Origin of the sequence: Bartonella sp. MR110HLJHH, assembly GCF_042194225.1 — a bacterium.
Classification (GTDB): Bacteria; Pseudomonadota; Alphaproteobacteria; order Rhizobiales; family Rhizobiaceae; genus Bartonella; species Bartonella grahamii.
On record NZ_JBHIMQ010000007.1, the window covers coordinates 51658 to 69125 of the forward strand.

Annotated in this window: 11 protein-coding genes, 2 tRNA genes and 1 pseudogene; 9 read left to right on the forward strand and 5 right to left on the reverse strand. The window is 35.9% G+C overall.

Features of this window, described 5'->3' with window-relative positions:
* The first annotated feature begins 22 nt into the window (after positions 1–22).
* The 3 genes from ACFIKB_RS05495 (at position 23) to gltX (ending at position 4570) form a co-directional block, all read left to right on the forward strand.
* The gene (locus tag ACFIKB_RS05495) at positions 23–1402 is read left to right on the forward strand and encodes a class II 3-deoxy-7-phosphoheptulonate synthase (protein WP_375652992.1); all 1380 of its coding nucleotides are present in this window, start codon (positions 23–25) and stop codon (positions 1400–1402) included.
* Between the two features lie 122 nt (positions 1403–1524).
* Entirely contained in the window at positions 1525–3186 is a 1662-nt protein-coding gene (locus ACFIKB_RS05500; RefSeq protein ID WP_375636298.1) for an NAD+ synthase, read from the forward strand.
* A 10-nt stretch (positions 3187–3196) separates the two neighbouring features.
* On the forward strand, positions 3197–4570 hold the full coding sequence (gltX, locus tag ACFIKB_RS05505; protein ID WP_375652993.1) for a glutamate--tRNA ligase: 1374 nt from the start codon (positions 3197–3199) through the stop codon (positions 4568–4570).
* A 59-nt stretch (positions 4571–4629) separates the two neighbouring features.
* Here the strand turns inward: gltX and ACFIKB_RS05510 are convergent, their stop codons facing one another.
* A complete protein-coding gene (locus tag ACFIKB_RS05510; RefSeq protein WP_375636301.1) occupies positions 4630–6033 on the reverse strand; it encodes a DEAD/DEAH box helicase in 1404 nt (467 codons plus the stop codon).
* A gap of 146 nt (positions 6034–6179) precedes the next feature.
* Positions 6180–6953: an NAD kinase gene (locus ACFIKB_RS05515; protein ID WP_375652994.1), complete on the reverse strand. Its 774-nt coding sequence runs from the start codon at positions 6951–6953 to the stop codon at positions 6180–6182.
* A 263-nt stretch (positions 6954–7216) separates the two neighbouring features.
* Between ACFIKB_RS05515 and ACFIKB_RS05520 the strand changes: the two genes are divergently transcribed.
* The 5 genes and pseudogenes from ACFIKB_RS05520 (at position 7217) to ACFIKB_RS05540 (ending at position 10527) form a co-directional block, all read left to right on the forward strand.
* Positions 7217–7293: transfer RNA gene (locus ACFIKB_RS05520), tRNA-Arg, on the forward strand.
* A gap of 505 nt (positions 7294–7798) precedes the next feature.
* Complete coding sequence (locus ACFIKB_RS05525) at positions 7799–7981, forward strand: YbfB/YjiJ family MFS transporter (protein ID WP_375636341.1); 183 nt, start codon at positions 7799–7801, stop codon at positions 7979–7981.
* Between the two features lie 41 nt (positions 7982–8022).
* Positions 8023–8247: a YbfB/YjiJ family MFS transporter gene (locus ACFIKB_RS05530; protein ID WP_375652995.1), complete on the forward strand. Its 225-nt coding sequence runs from the start codon at positions 8023–8025 to the stop codon at positions 8245–8247.
* 122 nt (positions 8248–8369) lie between these two features.
* A pseudogene (locus tag ACFIKB_RS05535) lies at positions 8370–8934 on the forward strand (hypothetical protein).
* A gap of 1113 nt (positions 8935–10047) precedes the next feature.
* The gene (locus ACFIKB_RS05540; RefSeq protein WP_375636303.1) at positions 10048–10527 is read left to right on the forward strand and encodes a DUF6990 domain-containing protein; all 480 of its coding nucleotides are present in this window, start codon (positions 10048–10050) and stop codon (positions 10525–10527) included.
* 513 nt (positions 10528–11040) lie between these two features.
* On the opposite strand, the gene ACFIKB_RS05545 is transcribed toward ACFIKB_RS05540, so the two are convergent.
* On the reverse strand, positions 11041–12609 hold the full coding sequence (locus tag ACFIKB_RS05545; RefSeq protein WP_375652997.1) for a TerC family protein: 1569 nt from the start codon (positions 12607–12609) through the stop codon (positions 11041–11043).
* 437 nt (positions 12610–13046) lie between these two features.
* Between ACFIKB_RS05545 and ACFIKB_RS05550 the strand changes: the two genes are divergently transcribed.
* Positions 13047–13122: transfer RNA gene (locus ACFIKB_RS05550), tRNA-Lys, on the forward strand.
* Between the two features lie 1570 nt (positions 13123–14692).
* On the opposite strand, the gene ACFIKB_RS05555 is transcribed toward ACFIKB_RS05550, so the two are convergent.
* Together ACFIKB_RS05555 and ybaL are read right to left on the reverse strand one after the other, a co-directional pair.
* Positions 14693–15646 carry a YbhN family protein gene (locus tag ACFIKB_RS05555; protein WP_375636305.1) on the reverse strand — a complete coding sequence of 318 codons (954 nt, stop codon included), beginning with the start codon at positions 15644–15646 and terminating at the stop codon, positions 14693–14695.
* Between the two features lie 15 nt (positions 15647–15661).
* On the reverse strand, positions 15662–17413 hold the full coding sequence (ybaL, locus tag ACFIKB_RS05560; RefSeq protein WP_375636306.1) for a YbaL family putative K(+) efflux transporter: 1752 nt from the start codon (positions 17411–17413) through the stop codon (positions 15662–15664).
* Between the last annotated feature and the right edge of the window lie 55 nt (positions 17414–17468).

Consider the following 17468-nt stretch of genomic DNA (forward strand, 5'->3'; position numbering starts at 1 on the left):
ATTAATCTTTAGAGAGAGTGTAATGATAAAAGAATGGGCACCTGACTCTTGGAGAACAAGGCCAATTAAACAAGTTCCGACTTATCCGGATAAGTCTATGTTAGAAGATGTTGAACGAAAACTGAGAAGTTATCCTCCTTTAGTTTTTGCCGGTGAAGCACGTGATTTAAAAAATGAATTAGCAGCTGTTGCAAAAGGACAAGCTTTTTTATTGCAAGGTGGTGATTGTGCCGAAAGCTTTGCAGAACATGAAGCTGATAATATCCGTGATTTTTTTCGTGTATTTTTGCAAATGGCAATTGTTTTAACCTTTGGTAGTTCTAAACCGGTTGTTAAAATTGGTCGTATTGCTGGTCAATTTGCAAAGCCCCGCTCTTCTGATATCGAAAGCAAAGAGGGAGTTGAATTTCCTGCTTATCGGGGGGATATTATTAATGGCATTGAGTTTGAAGCCGATTCTCGTATTCCAGATCCGCAACGGATGTCTATGGCTTACCGCCAATCTGCGGCAACACTTAATCTATTGCGTGCTTTTTCACAAGGTGGCTATGCTAATTTAGAAAATGTACACACATGGATGTTGAGTTTTGTTTCTAACAGTCCGCAGGGGGAACGTTATGAATTATTGGCAGAGCGTATTTCTGAAGCAATTGATTTTATGCGTTCTATAGGGATTACATCCAAAACACATTCTTCATTGCGTGAAACATCTTTTTATACCAGTCATGAAGCACTTTTGCTTGGTTATGAAGAGGCTTTGACTCGGATTGATTCAACTTCAGGAAATTGGTATGCAACATCCGGTCATATGTTATGGATTGGTGACCGTACACGTCAGATTGACCATGCTCACGTTGAATATTGTCGCGGCGTTAAAAATCCTATAGGATTAAAATGTGGTCCTTCCATTGAGTCTAATGAGCTTTTAAAATTAATTGATATTTTAAATCCAGAAAACGAGCTGGGGCGGCTTACTCTCATTACGCGTTTTGGGTATGATAAAGTTAAAAGTTATCTGCCTAAACTCATCCGTGCCGTTGAACGTGAGAAGCGTGCGGTTATATGGTCATGTGATCCAATGCATGGCAATACGATTACTGCCAATGGTTATAAGACGCGTCCCTTTGATTATGTTTTAAAAGAAGTAGAGAATTTTTTTGCAGTACATCGTGGAGAGGGAACTTATCCAGGAGGTATCCATATTGAGATGACAGGTCGTGATGTTACTGAATGTACAGGAGGGGCGCATGCTATTTCTGTAGACGATTTATCTGATCGTTATCATACGCAATGTGATCCACGGTTAAATGCAGATCAAGCGTTAGAATTGGCTTTTCTTGTTGCTGAACTCCTTAAAAAAAATCGTGTGACTGATTCGTTAGGAGTTGCTGCTGGTGGGTAGGAAAATTTTTCCTAATATACTTTTAGGTCATTATGGCAGAAGAGAATTTTTAAAAAGTGATATTTACTGATGATGAAGAGTAAAGTTGTGTTTGCTAAACTGATGAAATGATACAAAGGCTTATGAAAAATGATTTTCGGGTATCAATTGCCCAATTAAATCCTATTGTTGGTGATATTGAGGGGAATTTTTCTTTAGCTGTCATGGCACATCAAAAGGCCAAAGAAGAGGGGGCTGATCTTGTTTTATTCACGGAACTTTTTATAAGCGCTTATCCGCCGGAAGATCTTGTTCTAAAACCTGCTTTTACAAAAACATGTGAAGAGACTGTTAAGAAATTAGCAAAGATAACCGTAGGCGGACCAGGAATTGTCATTGGTCTTCCATTAAGACGCAATGGCAATATTTACAACGGTGTCATGCTTCTTGATGAAGGGCGAGTCATTGCCGAAAGTTTGAAGTTTGATTTACCTAATTATGCTGAATTTGATGAAAAGCGTTTATTTTCTTCAGGCCCACGACCTGAGCCTCTTATCTATCGTGGGGTAGGACTAGGAATAGTGATTTGTGAAGATATTTGGAATGATTCTTCACTTTGTGCGGAGCTTGGTAATAAAGGAGCGGAAATTATTCTTGTCCTTAACGGATCTCCCTACTATCGTAATAAAACCTTAAAACGTATAGATGTTGTTCATACGCAAGCTCTACGATCTAGGGTACCAATTATTTATGCTAATCAAGTTGGAGGTCAAGATGAGCTCGTTTTTGATGGTGGGTCTTTTGCCTTGAATGGAGAAGGAAAAAAGATATTTCAAATGAAGCACTTTGATAGCCATATTGCTTTAAGCCATTGGCAAAAAATAACGACGGGATGGCACTGTATTTCAGGTCCTAATGAAAGTCTTCTCAATGGATTAGCGGCCGATTATCAAGCTTGTGTTTTAGGTTTGAGAGATTACGTTAATAAAAATCGCTTTAAGGATGTTATTCTTGGTCTTTCAGGAGGAATTGATTCAGCCCTGTGTGCGGCAATGGCGGTGGATGCTCTTGGCTCTGAGAGAGTTCGCACCATTATGATGCCTTATCACTATACTTCACAAGAATCGTTAAAAGATGCTAAAGAATGTGCACAACTTCTAGGATGTCATTATGAAATAATACCGATTGAGCAACCTGTTGAAGCTTTTTTAAAGACAATGGCGCCAGTTTTTCTAGGGTTACCCCCTGATATAACAGAAGAAAATCTTCAAAGTCGTATACGCGGTACACTTTTAATGGCTCTTTCAAATAAATTCGGTTCATTGGTGGTAACGACAGGCAATAAGTCGGAAATGGCTGTGGGATATGCGACACTGTATGGTGATATGAATGGCGGGTTTAATCCTCTTAAAGATATTTATAAAATGCAGGTTTATGCATTAGCTGAGTGGCGCAATAAAAATCACTTGCACAATTTGAGAGGACCAGAAGGGATTGTCATTCCATCCAATATTATAGAAAAAGCGCCTTCTGCAGAGCTGCGGGAAAATCAAAAAGATGAAGATTCTCTACCGCCTTATCCTATTCTAGATGATATCTTGCAATCTCTTGTAGAAAATGACATGAGTATTTGTGATATTATTAAACGTGGGTATTCACGGGAAACTGTTGAGAAAGTTGAACAGCTTCTTTATGGTGCCGAATATAAAAGACGACAATCTGCACTCGGTGTAAAAATCAGTTACAAGAGTTTCGGACGCGATCGTCGCTATCCCATAGTCAATCATTTTCGCGATAAAAATTGAGTATTATTTTATGGTTAAAGTTCGTTTTGCTCCCTCTCCAACAGGTTATATTCATATTGGCAATATCCGTATTGCGCTTTTCAATTGGCTTTATGCGCAAGCGCATAATGGAGCATTTATCTTGCGCTATGATGATACAGATGTTGAACGTTCTAAACAAGAATATATCGATGCTATTGCTGTTGACCTTGAATGGCTTGGTATTCAACCAGATGCAATTTATTACCAATCTAAGCGATTTAATCGATATGATGAAGTTGCGGAAATTCTCAAACAACGCGGGCTTCTTTATCCCTGTTATGAGACTGCAGAAGAATTAGAACGGCGTCGTAAAATCCAGCTTTCACGCAAATTGCCTCCTATTTATGACCGTGCAGCATTAAAATTGACAGCAGAAGAGAAAAAAAACTTTGAATCACAAGGTCGTAAACCCCATTGGCGTTTTCTTCTCCCTAATTTTGAAAATGATCCTCTACAAACAAAGCGAACAGCAGTTTGTTGGAATGATGCAGTAAAGGGAAAGCAGACGATTGATTTGGCTTCTCTTTCAGATCCTGTTCTCATTCGTGAAGATGGAAGCTATCTTTATACATTGCCGTCTGTTGTTGATGATGTAGATATGGCTATTACGCATATTATTCGTGGGGATGATCATATTACAAATACAGGCGCTCAAATTGCTCTTTTTAAAGCTCTTAATGCAGAATTACCGGTTTTTGGTCATATCAATTTATTGGCGACAGTTTTAGGAAAAGGACTTTCAAAACGTAACAATGATCTTTCTATTCGTTCTCTACGGGAAGAAGGTTTTGAATCTATAGCTGTTCAATGCCTTGCCGTTTTGATTGGGACATCGCAAAATGTGCATCCCTATCCCAATCAAGCAGCGCTTTTAGAGCATTTTAATCTCCAAGATACGTCAAGATCCGTTGCAAAATTTGATATTGCTGATCTTCTTGCTTTGAATAGTCATCTTGTCCATGAGTTAAACTATGAGGAAGTAAAAATGCGCCTTAAAAAACTTTCTATTGGGGGAGATAAGGCGGAATATTTCTGGAACGCGATAAGAAGTAATATTAATAAAGTCAATGATGCTGTTTTGTGGTGGAAAATCATTCATGATGAACAGAATTTTGATACAGTGGCACTAGAGGATCGTGCTTTTGTGCGCCAATCACTCGATTTCTTACCTGAAGGTGCTTTGAATGAGGAAAGTTGGAAAATTTGGACAACAGAATTAAAAGAAAAAACAGGACGTAGTGGGAAAGCTTTGTTTATGCCATTACGTCAGGCACTTACTGGGATGGATCATGGACCTGAAATGGGAAAAATTTTGCCGCTCTTGGGATGTGAAAAGGTAGCAGAAAGACTCTCTAGGAAATAAGAGCGGCTTTTTTAAAAGCATTTCGTTCATTTTACTCTTAAAGAGAGTAAAGAACGGGTTTATTTACACGTTTTTATAAGCATGAAAGCAGGAATATCATCACCAAATCCAAGGGGCGTGTAATTCTTATTTTTTCGTGGGCGTTGTTGCTCAGATGGCTTCTCTTTATTATTTGCATTTTTGATATATTCTGTTTTATTCTCTTCTACAGATTTTTTAGTGTGAGCAACAGGCTCTTTTTGAGCAGTTTTCTTTGATGATTTTGAAGATTTTTTCTTTACAACAATATCTTCTGTTTGATCATCGGCTATTAAAGTTGAGAGATCTCCATTGAGCCATTCAATTTTTTCATTACTCATTTCCTCAATGGCATTGATATATTTTTGATCAGCTTTTGTGACAATTGTAAAAGCTTTTCCGCTACGATTTGCACGCCCTGTACGACCAATTCGATGGATATAGTCTTCAGCATGTGTAGGAACATCATAGTTAAATACATGACTTACAGCTGGGATATCAAGTCCACGGGCGGCAACATCAGATGCAACAAGAAGTGTGAGTTTATTGTCTTTAAAATCGGCCAATGTGCTCATGCGCGAGTATTGGTCCATATCTCCATGAAGTGCACCTACACTAAAATTATGCCTGACGAGAGATCTAAAAAGTTCAGAGATATCTCTTTTTCGATTACAGAAAATAATAGCGTTTTGAAGCTCAGCACCTTCATTATGAATAAGTTCTCGCAAAACAGCTCTTTTATCCCATGACTTACTTCCAGATTTGACGAGCCGTTGTGTAATTGTGGTTGCGGTTGAGGATGCTTTTGTAACTTCAACAGATACAGGAGAATGTAAAAATTGTTTCGTTAGTTTTGTAATTTCTGGCGCCATTGTTGCAGAAAAGAACAAAGTTTGACGCGTAAAAGGAGTTAGCTTACAGATGCGTTCAATATCAGGAATAAAGCCCATATCCAACATGCGATCCGCTTCATCAATAACAAGGATTTCAACGCCCATCAGGAGCAGTTTACCGCGCTCGCAATGATCAAGAAGGCGCCCTGGTGTTGCGATAAGAACATCAGCTCCCCGTTCAAGTTTGCGATCTTGGAGTTCAAAAGAAACTCCACCAATCAAAAGAGCAACATTTAAACGATGATTTATTCCGTATTTATCGAAATTTTCTTCAACTTGAGCTGCAATTTCCCGTGTTGGTTCTAAGATGAGCGTACGGGGCATTCGTGCTCTTGCACGACCTTTTTCAAGGAGAGTGAGCATAGGCAATACGAAAGAAGCGGTTTTACCCGTTCCCGTTTGGGCGATTCCTAAAACGTCTTTTCTTTGAAGGACATGCGGAATTGTTTCACTTTGAATAGGTGTTGGAGTTGTATATCCCGCTGATTTCACCGCATTAATAACCTTTGCGGAAAGACCTAAATCATCAAAACTGTTTAAAGATGGTATCATTTTTTTATCAATTGCTCTGTGATTTTAACTGCGCTATCTAAATGATGATTATAACCAATATTCTACACTCTTAAAAAGTGTTAAGATGTTTTCACAAAAAAACTAACTATAACAATCATATACATATAAAACGCATAATACAATCATTAATAGCGAAATTGTTCTGATAAAATGCGCTCATCCCATGAATGATTTGAGTCAAAAAGGATTGAAGCTGTTACTTCTGTTGCCATTGAAATAGTAACTGAATGAACAGATTTAACTTCAATATTATCTGCAGCAGCGTTGACAGGGCGTTTGTCAGGTTCAAGCATATCAAAGCGCACTATTACTGTATTGGGAAGCAAAGCTCCATGCCAACGCCGAGGGCGAAAAGGGCTAACGGGAGTGAGGGCCATAAGAGGGGCCATAAGAGGTAAGATAGGTCCTTGCGCTGATAAATTATAGGCGGTCGATCCAGCTGGTGTAGCGACGAGGACACCATCACAACTTAATTGTTCCATGCGTACGTTGTTATCAATGGTAATGCGAATTTTTGCAGCTTGATAAGATTGCCGAAAGAGGGATACTTCATTAATTGCAAGCGCTTCGATAAAATCTTGACATTCAGATTTTGCAATCATGCGTAGGGGATGAATTTCTTTTTTATGTGCGACAGCAATACGATTGGGCAATTTTTTTTCATGAAATTCATTCATAAGAAATCCTACGGAACCTTGATTCATGCCATAAATAGGTTTGCCTGTGTTCATGACGTCTCGTACGGTTTGTAACATTGTCCCATCACCACCGATTGCAACAACAATATCAGTTTCTTCCAGAGAAGAATGACCATAAACGGAAATTAATTTATGGGTAGCTTTGATAGCGTCCTCAGTTTCTGCGGAAATAAAATGAAAGCGACTTGGTAATGTAGTCATTAAAAAATTATCCTGATATTTATAATGTATGTTGTAACTTATTTTTGAGAGTTTTGAAGTTGTAACAAAAGCTCTTTTTATAATAAAAAGAGCATTGAATAAAGAGAAGTTATTTCAAGGTAAAGTATCATTGAAAAGTAAGAGGAGTGCGTTGTTAGATAAGTTACAAACAAGTAATTTTTTTATTAGAATGATAATTTAGCATTGAAGCTAAGAGTATGATTAGTTAAAAGACCATAACTGATTTTAATAATCAGTTTAAAGCACCCGTAGCTCAGCTGGATAGAGCGCTGCCCTCCGAAGGCAGAGGTCACAGATTCGAATTCTGTCGGGTGCACCAAATTCTTCAACTTTATATCATCCTAAATAACAATATTACCTAAAAAGAAGTCAATTTCCTCTTTTATGAAAATGGTCATTTGAGTTGTTTATTAAGTTTTATAGCGAATAAGAAAATGATTTTAAGAGAAGTAAAATTTACGATTGCGTATATAACTTTTCGGTTAGTCATTTTGAATATCGAGATAAAAAGCAAGATTATCTAAATATGCTTTCAATTTAACTATAAACATTTATAACATAAAAATACATATTAATTCAATATGTTATTGTATAATTGATCTGGCAATTTTGACAGTAGATCGCTAAATATATTGTTTTGAGCATTAAAATAGATAGCTAAATTTGCTTTTATTCTATTTTGGGAGCTAAAGGCTGTTATGGTGAAATGGAACGCGGATGAGGAATATCACCAGTTAAAGGAATAATAATGGGGATAAAAATAATCGTCAAGATTTGAATTATTTCAAAACGCTGTATTCGGTATGGTTATTATGGTTTTGAGAATGGGTATCGGGAAATTTCTCTATACACCAATATTGCCAGTTATATTGGATAAGGGATTGTTTACCTTTAATCAACTTTCTTATATAGCTAGCGCTAATTATGGTGGGGGAGTATGTTCTTTACGTTTGGCAAAATTGGGAATATATCTCTTGCTCCTCACATGCTATCTTGTGCAGCTATAGTAATGAGTGCACTTATTATTTTATTTCCATGGCGGTAGCACTTGATCCGATTTGCTTCTGGTGTTGCGAGTGCAGTAATGATGGTTTTGGGTTCTATTATGGTCATGCAGCATAGCCATAATGGGCGGATTATTGCTTCGCTTTATGCAGGTGTAGGAGTTGGTATTCTACTAGGTAATGAATATGTTATTATTAGTTTGAACAGGGCGCTTGATGCGACAAACATTTGGTTTGAAATCGGCTTAATGTTTGTTCAAAACTTTTAAAAACATACAGGTTTAATTATGACAACAATATCAAAAAACACTCCCGTTATTTATTTCATTGCAAATGAAATCGCTCCTGTTAATAAGAAAAAACATTCAAAAAATATGAATTGACCAATCAAATGGATTTCGTGACTGGTCATATATTGTATCGCATTTGTGCTTTAAAAGATTTTGGTGATGTAAAAAAAGTGATCTAGATGGTTTTATTGAAAATGAAAGCAACCTCTCTCATGATGGCAATTGCTGGGTTGCTGATAATGCCTGTGTTGTAAAATCTGGTCGTGTTTATGAAAATGCAAGGGGCAATGGCAATGCTGCCGTTGGTGGCTATGTGTATGGCAATGCCCTTATATGTGATAAAACCCGCGTGTATTTTGGTGCTCATGTTTATGACAATGCTCATCTTTCTTATAACGTTTGAGTTTATCATTATGCGTGGGTTTATGGAAATGCAAAATTATCCGGTAGTGTATCTATTCATAGCAATGCCGAGGTTTATGATCATGCTGTTGTTAGTATGGCAAGGTTTATGGCAATGCCAAGATCTCTGGTTATTTCGTGATTAGAGGTAATGTATATGGCAATGCAAGGATAAAAAGACATAGCGATTTATATTCGGTTCCCATAAATTGTGAGGTTTATGAAAGTGATAATGTTGTCAAGATTGATAAACAGAATAAATGACAGACGTGGGGAGTGCCTTTTTGATGGCTATAAAAACCTGTCATAAAAGAAAACTGTGCCAATTGATATGACGCGGCTTTTAAATAGAGGTGCTACAGATCATACAAAAGAAATCAATAATGAATGCATATATACAACGTATCATATTGCAAGCGCTCTATTTTATTGATTAAAACTTATCAAAAGGAACATAAATGACAGGTATGATTTTTAATCACTCATTTGAATTACAGAACCTATAAACACTTTTTTATGGCTATAAAACGCATTAAGAATAACGCCCTCATTTTTGAGGGGCATTTGAAACAAAGCACATTATCAAAATGCCTCTTTTAAAACGTTTTTTGCTTGTTTGCTTGCGTTATATCATTAAAAGACTTTTGATTTCATAAGACATAACATTATCAATTTTATTATCTGTTGTGATGATAGTATCTATATAATGCCTGCTTGTCATTTACTAACTTTTTAGTAAGTGGCGCTTTAAAATCGACTTGTCTTTAAATCCTTTTATGTGTTCTTAATGAATTAAAATCTATCTTATGATAGCTGCTTTTCACTTCATTTGAATGTTTACATGCCTTATAACATTTGCATCATAATTTGCTTTTTATAGTCTATTCATACATGGCAATTGTTTATAAAAAATGGTCAATTGAATCACGTATAAAGTGTGAATTCTAAATGGAATTCATATAAAATAATTTCACACAAACTATTGACTTAGTTGTTTGTTTTTTATGATAAGATTCCATCTCGTTTAGACGTTGCAAAAGAAATCACCAAAGACCTTATTGATAAGATTTTTCTCTTATACGGCGTTATCAATTTTATTTGCAGAAAGCTGATTGGCTTTTGACTTTTGATATGGATACAACCTCTTTTGAGGTAGAGTAAAGAATTTTTTAACCATAGAGAGTGCAACAGCGCTCTTCAAAAATCTTGATTGGTCTGTTGAGGAAATTAAAGAGGTATATAATTACTCAGCACGTTATCAACTACCAGATCGTGAAGTACAAGTTCTTTATAATGACGCAATTATCAAAAGTTATCCGCAATTTGATGTTGGATTTTCGATTAGTACTGGTATTTTAGCTGCTGCCTGCATGGTAATTGATTCCTATCAATTCTCAGCACTTACAAGATCTAAAACTTGATTTTGATAAAAAGTGGTTGAGAGTTTGTGAAGAAGAAATATGTGCGGATTGGTTGGAATTAGAGCTTGATTATGTCTTGAAATGGGCGATGGAAAAAATTGATCTTCATAAATGCTTTTATTCCAGATATGGAGCACTACCTTGGCAAAAGAGTGAAGTTGAGGCACATAAGGTTATCAAGATAGATGATGCAGGTTATAGCTTACTTCATATTGGTGCACTGGCTTTATTGGGTGATGTTGCAACCTTACAATCTTATTATCAAAGTTTTAGTGCAGGGAATCATTTAGGCTTTGATGAAAATACCCAAAAGACTCATCTTGAACGTGCATTGGCTTTAGCCAAAGAAGTAGTGAAATCTAAGCAACTCAGCTACACTTTAATTGCAAAAGTAGCAAAAAATATGAGCCATCTGGAAGAAAAACAAAGTTCTTAATAAGAGCTTTCCAGAGAGGTGGAGCTTTATTCTTGGAAGGAAAAAATAGCTAATTTTATCGAAACAAAAGATAAGAAATATCAAAAAGATCTCAAAAGATTATAGGAGGCAGAGTCTAGTTTAACGCTGCCATCATCAATTGAGTGAACCCAACAATGGGGGAATTCTATCTATTGGCGGAAATCTGATGTTTGAAAGAGGGGTTCTTGATGTGAAGGTAATATTGTAATAAATAATTATTATAAATCAATATGTTTTATATATTCATTATTTTTGAGATTAATGACCATTGACAAATAATTTTGCATCATTTTCTCTCTTACAGCTTTTCGTAAATCATCAATGGAAATTTTTATAATGGAAAGTTTATTGATAACATAACCTTTGTATGTTCATTACTTTACGCTTAAAAAAATATAAAAATAATGAAATGCAATTAAGTCATCAACTTCTTATTCTTTTCAATTTTTAATCATAAAAAAATCTTTTTATTCATCTTGCTTATAAAAAGAATTAGATTCTTTCTGGTAAGACAATTGGAGAAATAAGGATTTTAGATATGTTTCGACGTTCCATTTCAATCACTTTAAAGTGTAAACCATCAGTTTCAAAACTTTCTCCCTCATTTGGTAAATGACCAAACTGCCAAAGCATAAAGCCTGCCAGAGTCGTATAACGATCTGCTTCATCTACAAGGTTACGCCCAAGATAACTACTTAAACGGCGGATATCAGCATATCCCTCAACAAGAAGACTGCCATTTTCAAGTCGTTCTGCGATCATGAGTTCTTCATCGTCATCAGGAAAGTCTCCTGCAATAGCTTCAAGAATATCGGTTGGTGTTGCAATTCCTTCAAAAGATCCATGCTCATCAACAATAATTGCAAGCTGAATCGAAGAATGACGTAATTGCTCCATCAATCGTAAAACACTTGTATTTTCATGAACAACGAGGGGTTCTCGCATAGCTTTTTTCCAATTAATCTTTTTCCCCTCAGCCAAATTCAAAAGAAGATCTTTTGTCAATGCAACGCCAACAAATTCATCTACTTTTTCACGCGCAAGAATTAAGCGGCTATGTTTAACCTTTTGTAATTCTTCACGCATTTCATTTTCATCAGCATTTAAATCTAACCACTCAATCTCATTACGCGGCGACATGATAGAGCGAACAGGGCGATCAGCTAAATCGAGAACACCACGAATCATCTCCTTTTCTTCTGGTCTAAACAACTCAGAAGCTGCGGCCTGTTCCGCAATAACATCTACAGTCTCAGCAAGGTGACTATCTTTACTTCCTCCTCCTAAGAGCCTCAAAACAGCATCAGCTGTTCTACTGCGTAGATCATTCGTTTTAATCATTTTTTCACGGTTACGACGTCCAATTTGATTAAAAGCTTCGATGAGAACAGAAAAACCAATAGCAGCATATAAATACCCTTTTGGAATATGAAAACCAAATCCTTCAACAATGAGAGTAAAACCAATCATCATCAAAAAACCAAGACAGAGGATTACAATAGTGGGATGACGATTAATAAAACGCATAAGAGCACCAGATCCGCACATCATTACTCCCATAGCAGCTATGACTGCGATATACATAACTGCTGCCTGCTCTTTTGCAATCATACCTGTTGCGGTAATAATACTGTCTAGTGAAAAAACGGCATCCAGCACCACGATTTGAACGATTACTTGCCAAAAAACAGCATAAGCAACGCCTGTTTTTCTTTCATGTGATACCCCTTCTAACCTTTCATGTAATTCTAACGTTCCCTTTGCTAGCAAAAAGGCTCCACCACCGATTAAAATAAAGCTATGCCAACTAAATACAAAAGATGAAAGTGAAAGAATTACCCTATCGAGTCTCATAACCCATCCAATAACTGTAAGAAGGAAAAGCCGCATAATTAATGCTAAAGTAAGACCTAGAAAGCGTGCGCGGTCACGCAAACGCAGTGGCAATTTTTCAGCTAAAATTGCAATAAAGATAAGATTATCTATTCCTAAAACAATTTCGAGAAAAACCAGCGTGATCAAACCAAACCACGCATGGGGATCAGTGATCCATTCCATCATTCCTTACCTTTTAGAAGCTTAAAAGCGCGCGATTGACAAAAAAAATTCATAGGCTTTTATTCGTATATTGGATCATGAACATTGAATGTAAAAAAACTTATATTCAACGAAAAAAACAGCAAAATATTGCTTGAATGCATGTGATTATTGATAAAACAAAACGATGCCCCATCCCGCTTACAACCACAAGAAGGTTCCTCTAAATTTTGCTCGGGCATTATACTCGATAATCCTCCAACTATAGGTTCTGTATAACAATCAGAACATTTATTTAGAAAGTTCCTTATAATGGGTTTATTTTTATATAAGATCAAGTGGTGAATATCATATTTTTAATCTTACAGACAATGAGTCTATATAACAAACAACAAAATATCTGGACATCCATCCTTAGGAGCGTTATAGAAACGCTCATTCTCATCTTTTGAGAAGCTTATGGGTGATTAGCTCAGTCGGTAGAGCAGCTGACTCTTAATCAGCGGGTCGTGGGTTCGATCCCCTCATCACCCACCATTCGATTTTATACCGTAAACAACTTATTGATTGCGTAAATTTTTTTAAGGTACGAGTTGCTAAATAAAATTGGGGAGTAGGATTTCCCTATATGCATTTGTTTAAAAGTGAAGATTGTCGATATAGCTTAGTCATCGGGTGTTGTACTTTTAGGGGCTTAAAGAACTTCAAAGGACATTTAAAGATCTTTTAATGCGTATTGTTTTTTTAAATCGCAATTGGTAAGGAGAAGTTTCTTACCGACAATTGTGCTATTTAAAGGGGTATAAAAATCAACAGTTTTCACTTCTTTTAATATAAATTGACTAAATTTTTTTGGATTTTTAGCATATTGTTTAAAGATAGAAGAAACTTTACACTTTAGTTGTGTCAGCAGCGTGGATATTTTTTGATAACTCTCCCACTTAAACAAAAGATCTCTGTAATAATCATCAGTATTCCAAGAGGGTGAATCAAGATAAAACAAAGTAGTTAGCTGGACATAACAGGAATAAAATTAGATCAGTTTAATGGTTTAAAACTAATACCTGCTAAACGACAGAAAATAAGCTTTAATAGGGCTTTAAGTTTTAGAATATTAAACCGTGCGGTTACGTTATACTATCTTTCCGTTAGCTTAACCGTTAAAAATATAAACATTAAGAAAGCTGCTCAGAATCATTATAATATATTGATTTATAATAATTAATTATTCTTTGTTTGAGAAAACTTTACTGCCATAAACTTCTTTTGTTTTAATCTCTCTTATAATGAATTAATTAAACTCATTTATTTGTGCATTATAAATGGGATTAACGTGTGGATAAAGACTATTAAAGAAAAGCATAAAAATAATTCTTATTAAAGTTCTTAAGCGTTAAAAGTTATCACAACATTGGAAAAATAGTATAATGGTGCAGGCTTGCTCTTTTATTAAGTATAAAGATGATGGTGCAACAATGGCTTTACTATTATCCATTTACGGGTGTTATTGTGTAATGGGGAAGAGCACTGAGAGAGGTTTCTTAAAAAAGGTATGTAAATTGGCAACACGATGGTGTTTTTTCTTTGAGAGGCTTGATTCTATTAAAGAACGTGACAAACAAAAGCGTGACACAATATGTATACACATTATTCCTATATTTTTGAGAGATGAAAATTTTGTAAAGTTTTTCCTTGTATTTTTATATGATCGTTTAGGAAAAATTCTTTTATTAAAAGGGTTCTTTAAGTATTCTTGATTTATATAATTTTTCTTTTTTAAATAATAAAATGAAGTTATTTTCAGATAGAGGTTTTTAAATTTGAGTATTTGTTTTTTGCAATGATGTGCTTTATCCAACATAAAAATCGATTACATAATAAAATAGTACTTTTAATATTCAAGTTTATGGGAGTTTTTTTGAAGGAAAATAGATAAATATTTCTATATTTTTCGTAAAGTAAGATTCTTATAAAAGGGGACCTTCAAGTTTCAATGTAAAAAAGATAAATAAAAATAATGATTGTATTAATTTACATATACAATCGATTAGCATGGATGATAATCTCTTATAGGCACACAAAAAAGAAGTAGTTGATAGCCTTTTATTTATTCAGGAGGTGTTTTGGGGGCTCTTTTCCAGTATTGATGCGCTTCAAAAATGGCGACCACAAATAATGAAATGATAAGCGGTATAATCAAATAAAACATTCTAAAGACAATAAGTGCTGCAATAACATCGGTTGGATTTATATTGGGCATGCCTGTTATGAAGAGAGCTTCAAGAACTCCTACTCCTCCTGCTGGAGCATTGGAGAGAAGAGTTATCGTAAAAGATGCTAGGAAAACACCAAGAACAGAGATAAAATGAATATCTGCGTTGTGTGGGAGAACAGCATATATAATTCCTGCTGCTCCTAAAAGCTCTAAAGGGCTAATGAGAAGCTGTTGAATAACAATTTTTAGCCGTGGATAGGAAAGTTGAATTTTCTTACCCAAGCGTAAGGGTTTTAACTGAAGCCAGCTGCCAAACGTATAAAGTGCTATACAGCTGAGTAAAATTGCTCCAACCGTTGTTCCTAGCCATTCAGGAAGTTCTTTATGAATGAGGGTGATAATTTCGGGTTGTAGCACCAAAACGATTCCCAAAAGTAAGACTGTGCCGATTACAAAAGTAAAAGAGCAAAAACCTACTAATATTGCGATTTCTGTTCCGTTTAATCCTTTCATTTTATAGGCACGATAGCGCACAACGGCACCAGAAAAAACTGAAGCACCGATATTGTGTGAAAGAGCGTAGGTTGTAAATGAACATATAGCGATAAAAACCCAAGAAATTTTATGGCCTAGATGTTGCAAGGCAATTCGATCATATCCAGCAAGAGCAGCATAAGCTAGGAGAGAACATAAGCAGGCTAATAACCAGTGCTGTGCATTTAAATCGCTCAAGCGCTCCAATACATCCCCAAATGAAATGGCAGAGAGTTTCATATAAAGAATCCGAATAGATATCAGCATTGCTAAGATACCAATCAATGGCCATATAAACTGCTTTATTTTCACGATTCTTTATCCATTTTATGTTTTCTGTAAATTTTCATGATTGAGCATATTCTGTACAGATCTTCGTTCCATTATATACTCTATGATGCCATTGGCAATTTCTTCATTATCCGTTACTACAACATCAGCACCTAAATCAATGAGATATGTTGTTTCTATGTCGGATAATGCATGTGTGATTATCTGGATATCTTTCTTCATATTCCTTATATTAACGATACATTCTCCTACTTCAATGGTGCTTAGCATTGTAATAACAACTTTATCTGCATTACTTATATTTGCTGCGTTCATTATTTCTTGTTGAATGATATTGCCGCAAATAGCCTCAAAGCCATCTGCAATCGCTTTATCAGAGAGGCGTTTTGATTCTTCTACGATCACTATAGGTTTACCTCTATTTATTAAAGATAATGCAACACACTTACCAATACGACCATAGCCAATAATTACGATATGGTTATTTTTTAAGGTCATCGGCAAAAAATCTTGGTCAGGATCTTGTGGATCAATATCAATAATTGTTTGGGTATTTTGTGAAGATGCAGAATTTTTTTCTAGACGTTTTTTAATTTTATTACAGGCAATGAAAACAAGAGGATTGAGCAAAATAGAAAAAATTGCTCCTCCAAGAATTAAATCATGAGCGTCATTGTTTAAAAGTCCTAAGCTTAAACTTAAACCAGCAAGGATAAAGGAAAATTCTCCGATTTGGGCAAGGCTTGCAGAAATAGTCAAAGCTGTTGCATTAGAATAGCGAAAAGCCTTAACGATGAAAAAGGCAACAGCAGATTTTCCGATTACGATAATGAATAAGGTTGCTAAGAGAGGAAAAAAATGAGTTAAGAGTTTCTCTGGGTCAAATAACATGCCTACAGAAACAAAAAAGAGAACAGAAAAAGCATCGCGCAGTGGTAAAGATTCTTCCGCGGCACGGTGGCTTAATTCTGATTCGCTCATGACCATACCAGCAAAAAAAGCACCAAGAGAAAGAGAAACACCAAATAAATGAGCGGCTCCGAAAGCCACTCCTAATGCAATAGCAAAGACGCTAAGACGAAATAATTCACGTGATCCCGATTGTGCGCTCATTTTTAAAAGCCATGGGATAACGCGTCGCCCAATGACGAGCATAAGTGCAATAAATACAATCACTTTCAGGATGGTGAGACCAAAAATACCCCAAATACTTAAATCCAACCATTGAACAAGAGGATCCAACGCTTCTTTTTTGGTGTTGCTGAGGGCACTTGCCAAGGAAGGGATGAGGACAAGTATAAGGACCATTGCTAAATCCTCAATAATCAACCATCCAACGGCAATGCGTCCTTTTTCTGTTTCAATAAGATGACGCTCTTGCAAAGCACGTAGAAGGATAACAGTACTTGCTATGGATAAAGCAAGGCCGAAGATCAAACTACCACCGAAGCCCCAGCCCATAATCAAACCAAGGCACAAACCTAGAAAAGTAGAAAATGCCATTTGTGCAATAGCAGCGGGGACAGCAATAGCTTTGACAGATAAAAGATCTTTTAATGAAAAGTGGAGCCCAACACCAAACATCAGCAAAATAATACCAATTTCAGCAAGTTGATTAATGATGACGGAATCTATTTTAAATCCGCCTGTATTGGGTCCCACAATAACACCGGCTAACAAATAGCCTACAAGTGGTGAAATACGCAAACGGCTAGCAATCATTCCCAAGAGAAATGCTAAACATAAACCTGCAACAATAGTTGTGATAAGTGGTGTGTCGTGGAGCATGGATTATTTACTATTCTTGATCAAAAAGCGAATGAATGAAAATGACTATATTTCT

Excerpts from the sequence above, each read along its gene's own strand:
- ACFIKB_RS05495 (WP_375652992.1), top strand. The coding sequence starts at position 23 with ATGATAAAAGAATGGGCACCTGACTCTTGGAGAACAAGGCCAATTAAA.
- ACFIKB_RS05500 (WP_375636298.1), top strand. The coding sequence starts at position 1,525 with ATGAAAAATGATTTTCGGGTATCAATTGCCCAATTAAATCCTATTGTT.
- gltX (WP_375652993.1), top strand. The coding sequence starts at position 3,197 with ATGGTTAAAGTTCGTTTTGCTCCCTCTCCAACAGGTTATATTCATATT.
- ACFIKB_RS05510 (WP_375636301.1), bottom strand. The coding sequence starts at position 6,033 with ATGATACCATCTTTAAACAGTTTTGATGATTTAGGTCTTTCCGCAAAG.
- ACFIKB_RS05515 (WP_375652994.1), bottom strand. The coding sequence starts at position 6,953 with ATGACTACATTACCAAGTCGCTTTCATTTTATTTCCGCAGAAACTGAG.
- ACFIKB_RS05525 (WP_375636341.1), top strand. The coding sequence starts at position 7,799 with ATGGGTATCGGGAAATTTCTCTATACACCAATATTGCCAGTTATATTG.
- ACFIKB_RS05545 (WP_375652997.1), bottom strand. The coding sequence starts at position 12,609 with ATGATGGAATGGATCACTGATCCCCATGCGTGGTTTGGTTTGATCACG.
- ybaL (WP_375636306.1), bottom strand. The coding sequence starts at position 17,413 with ATGCTCCACGACACACCACTTATCACAACTATTGTTGCAGGTTTATGT.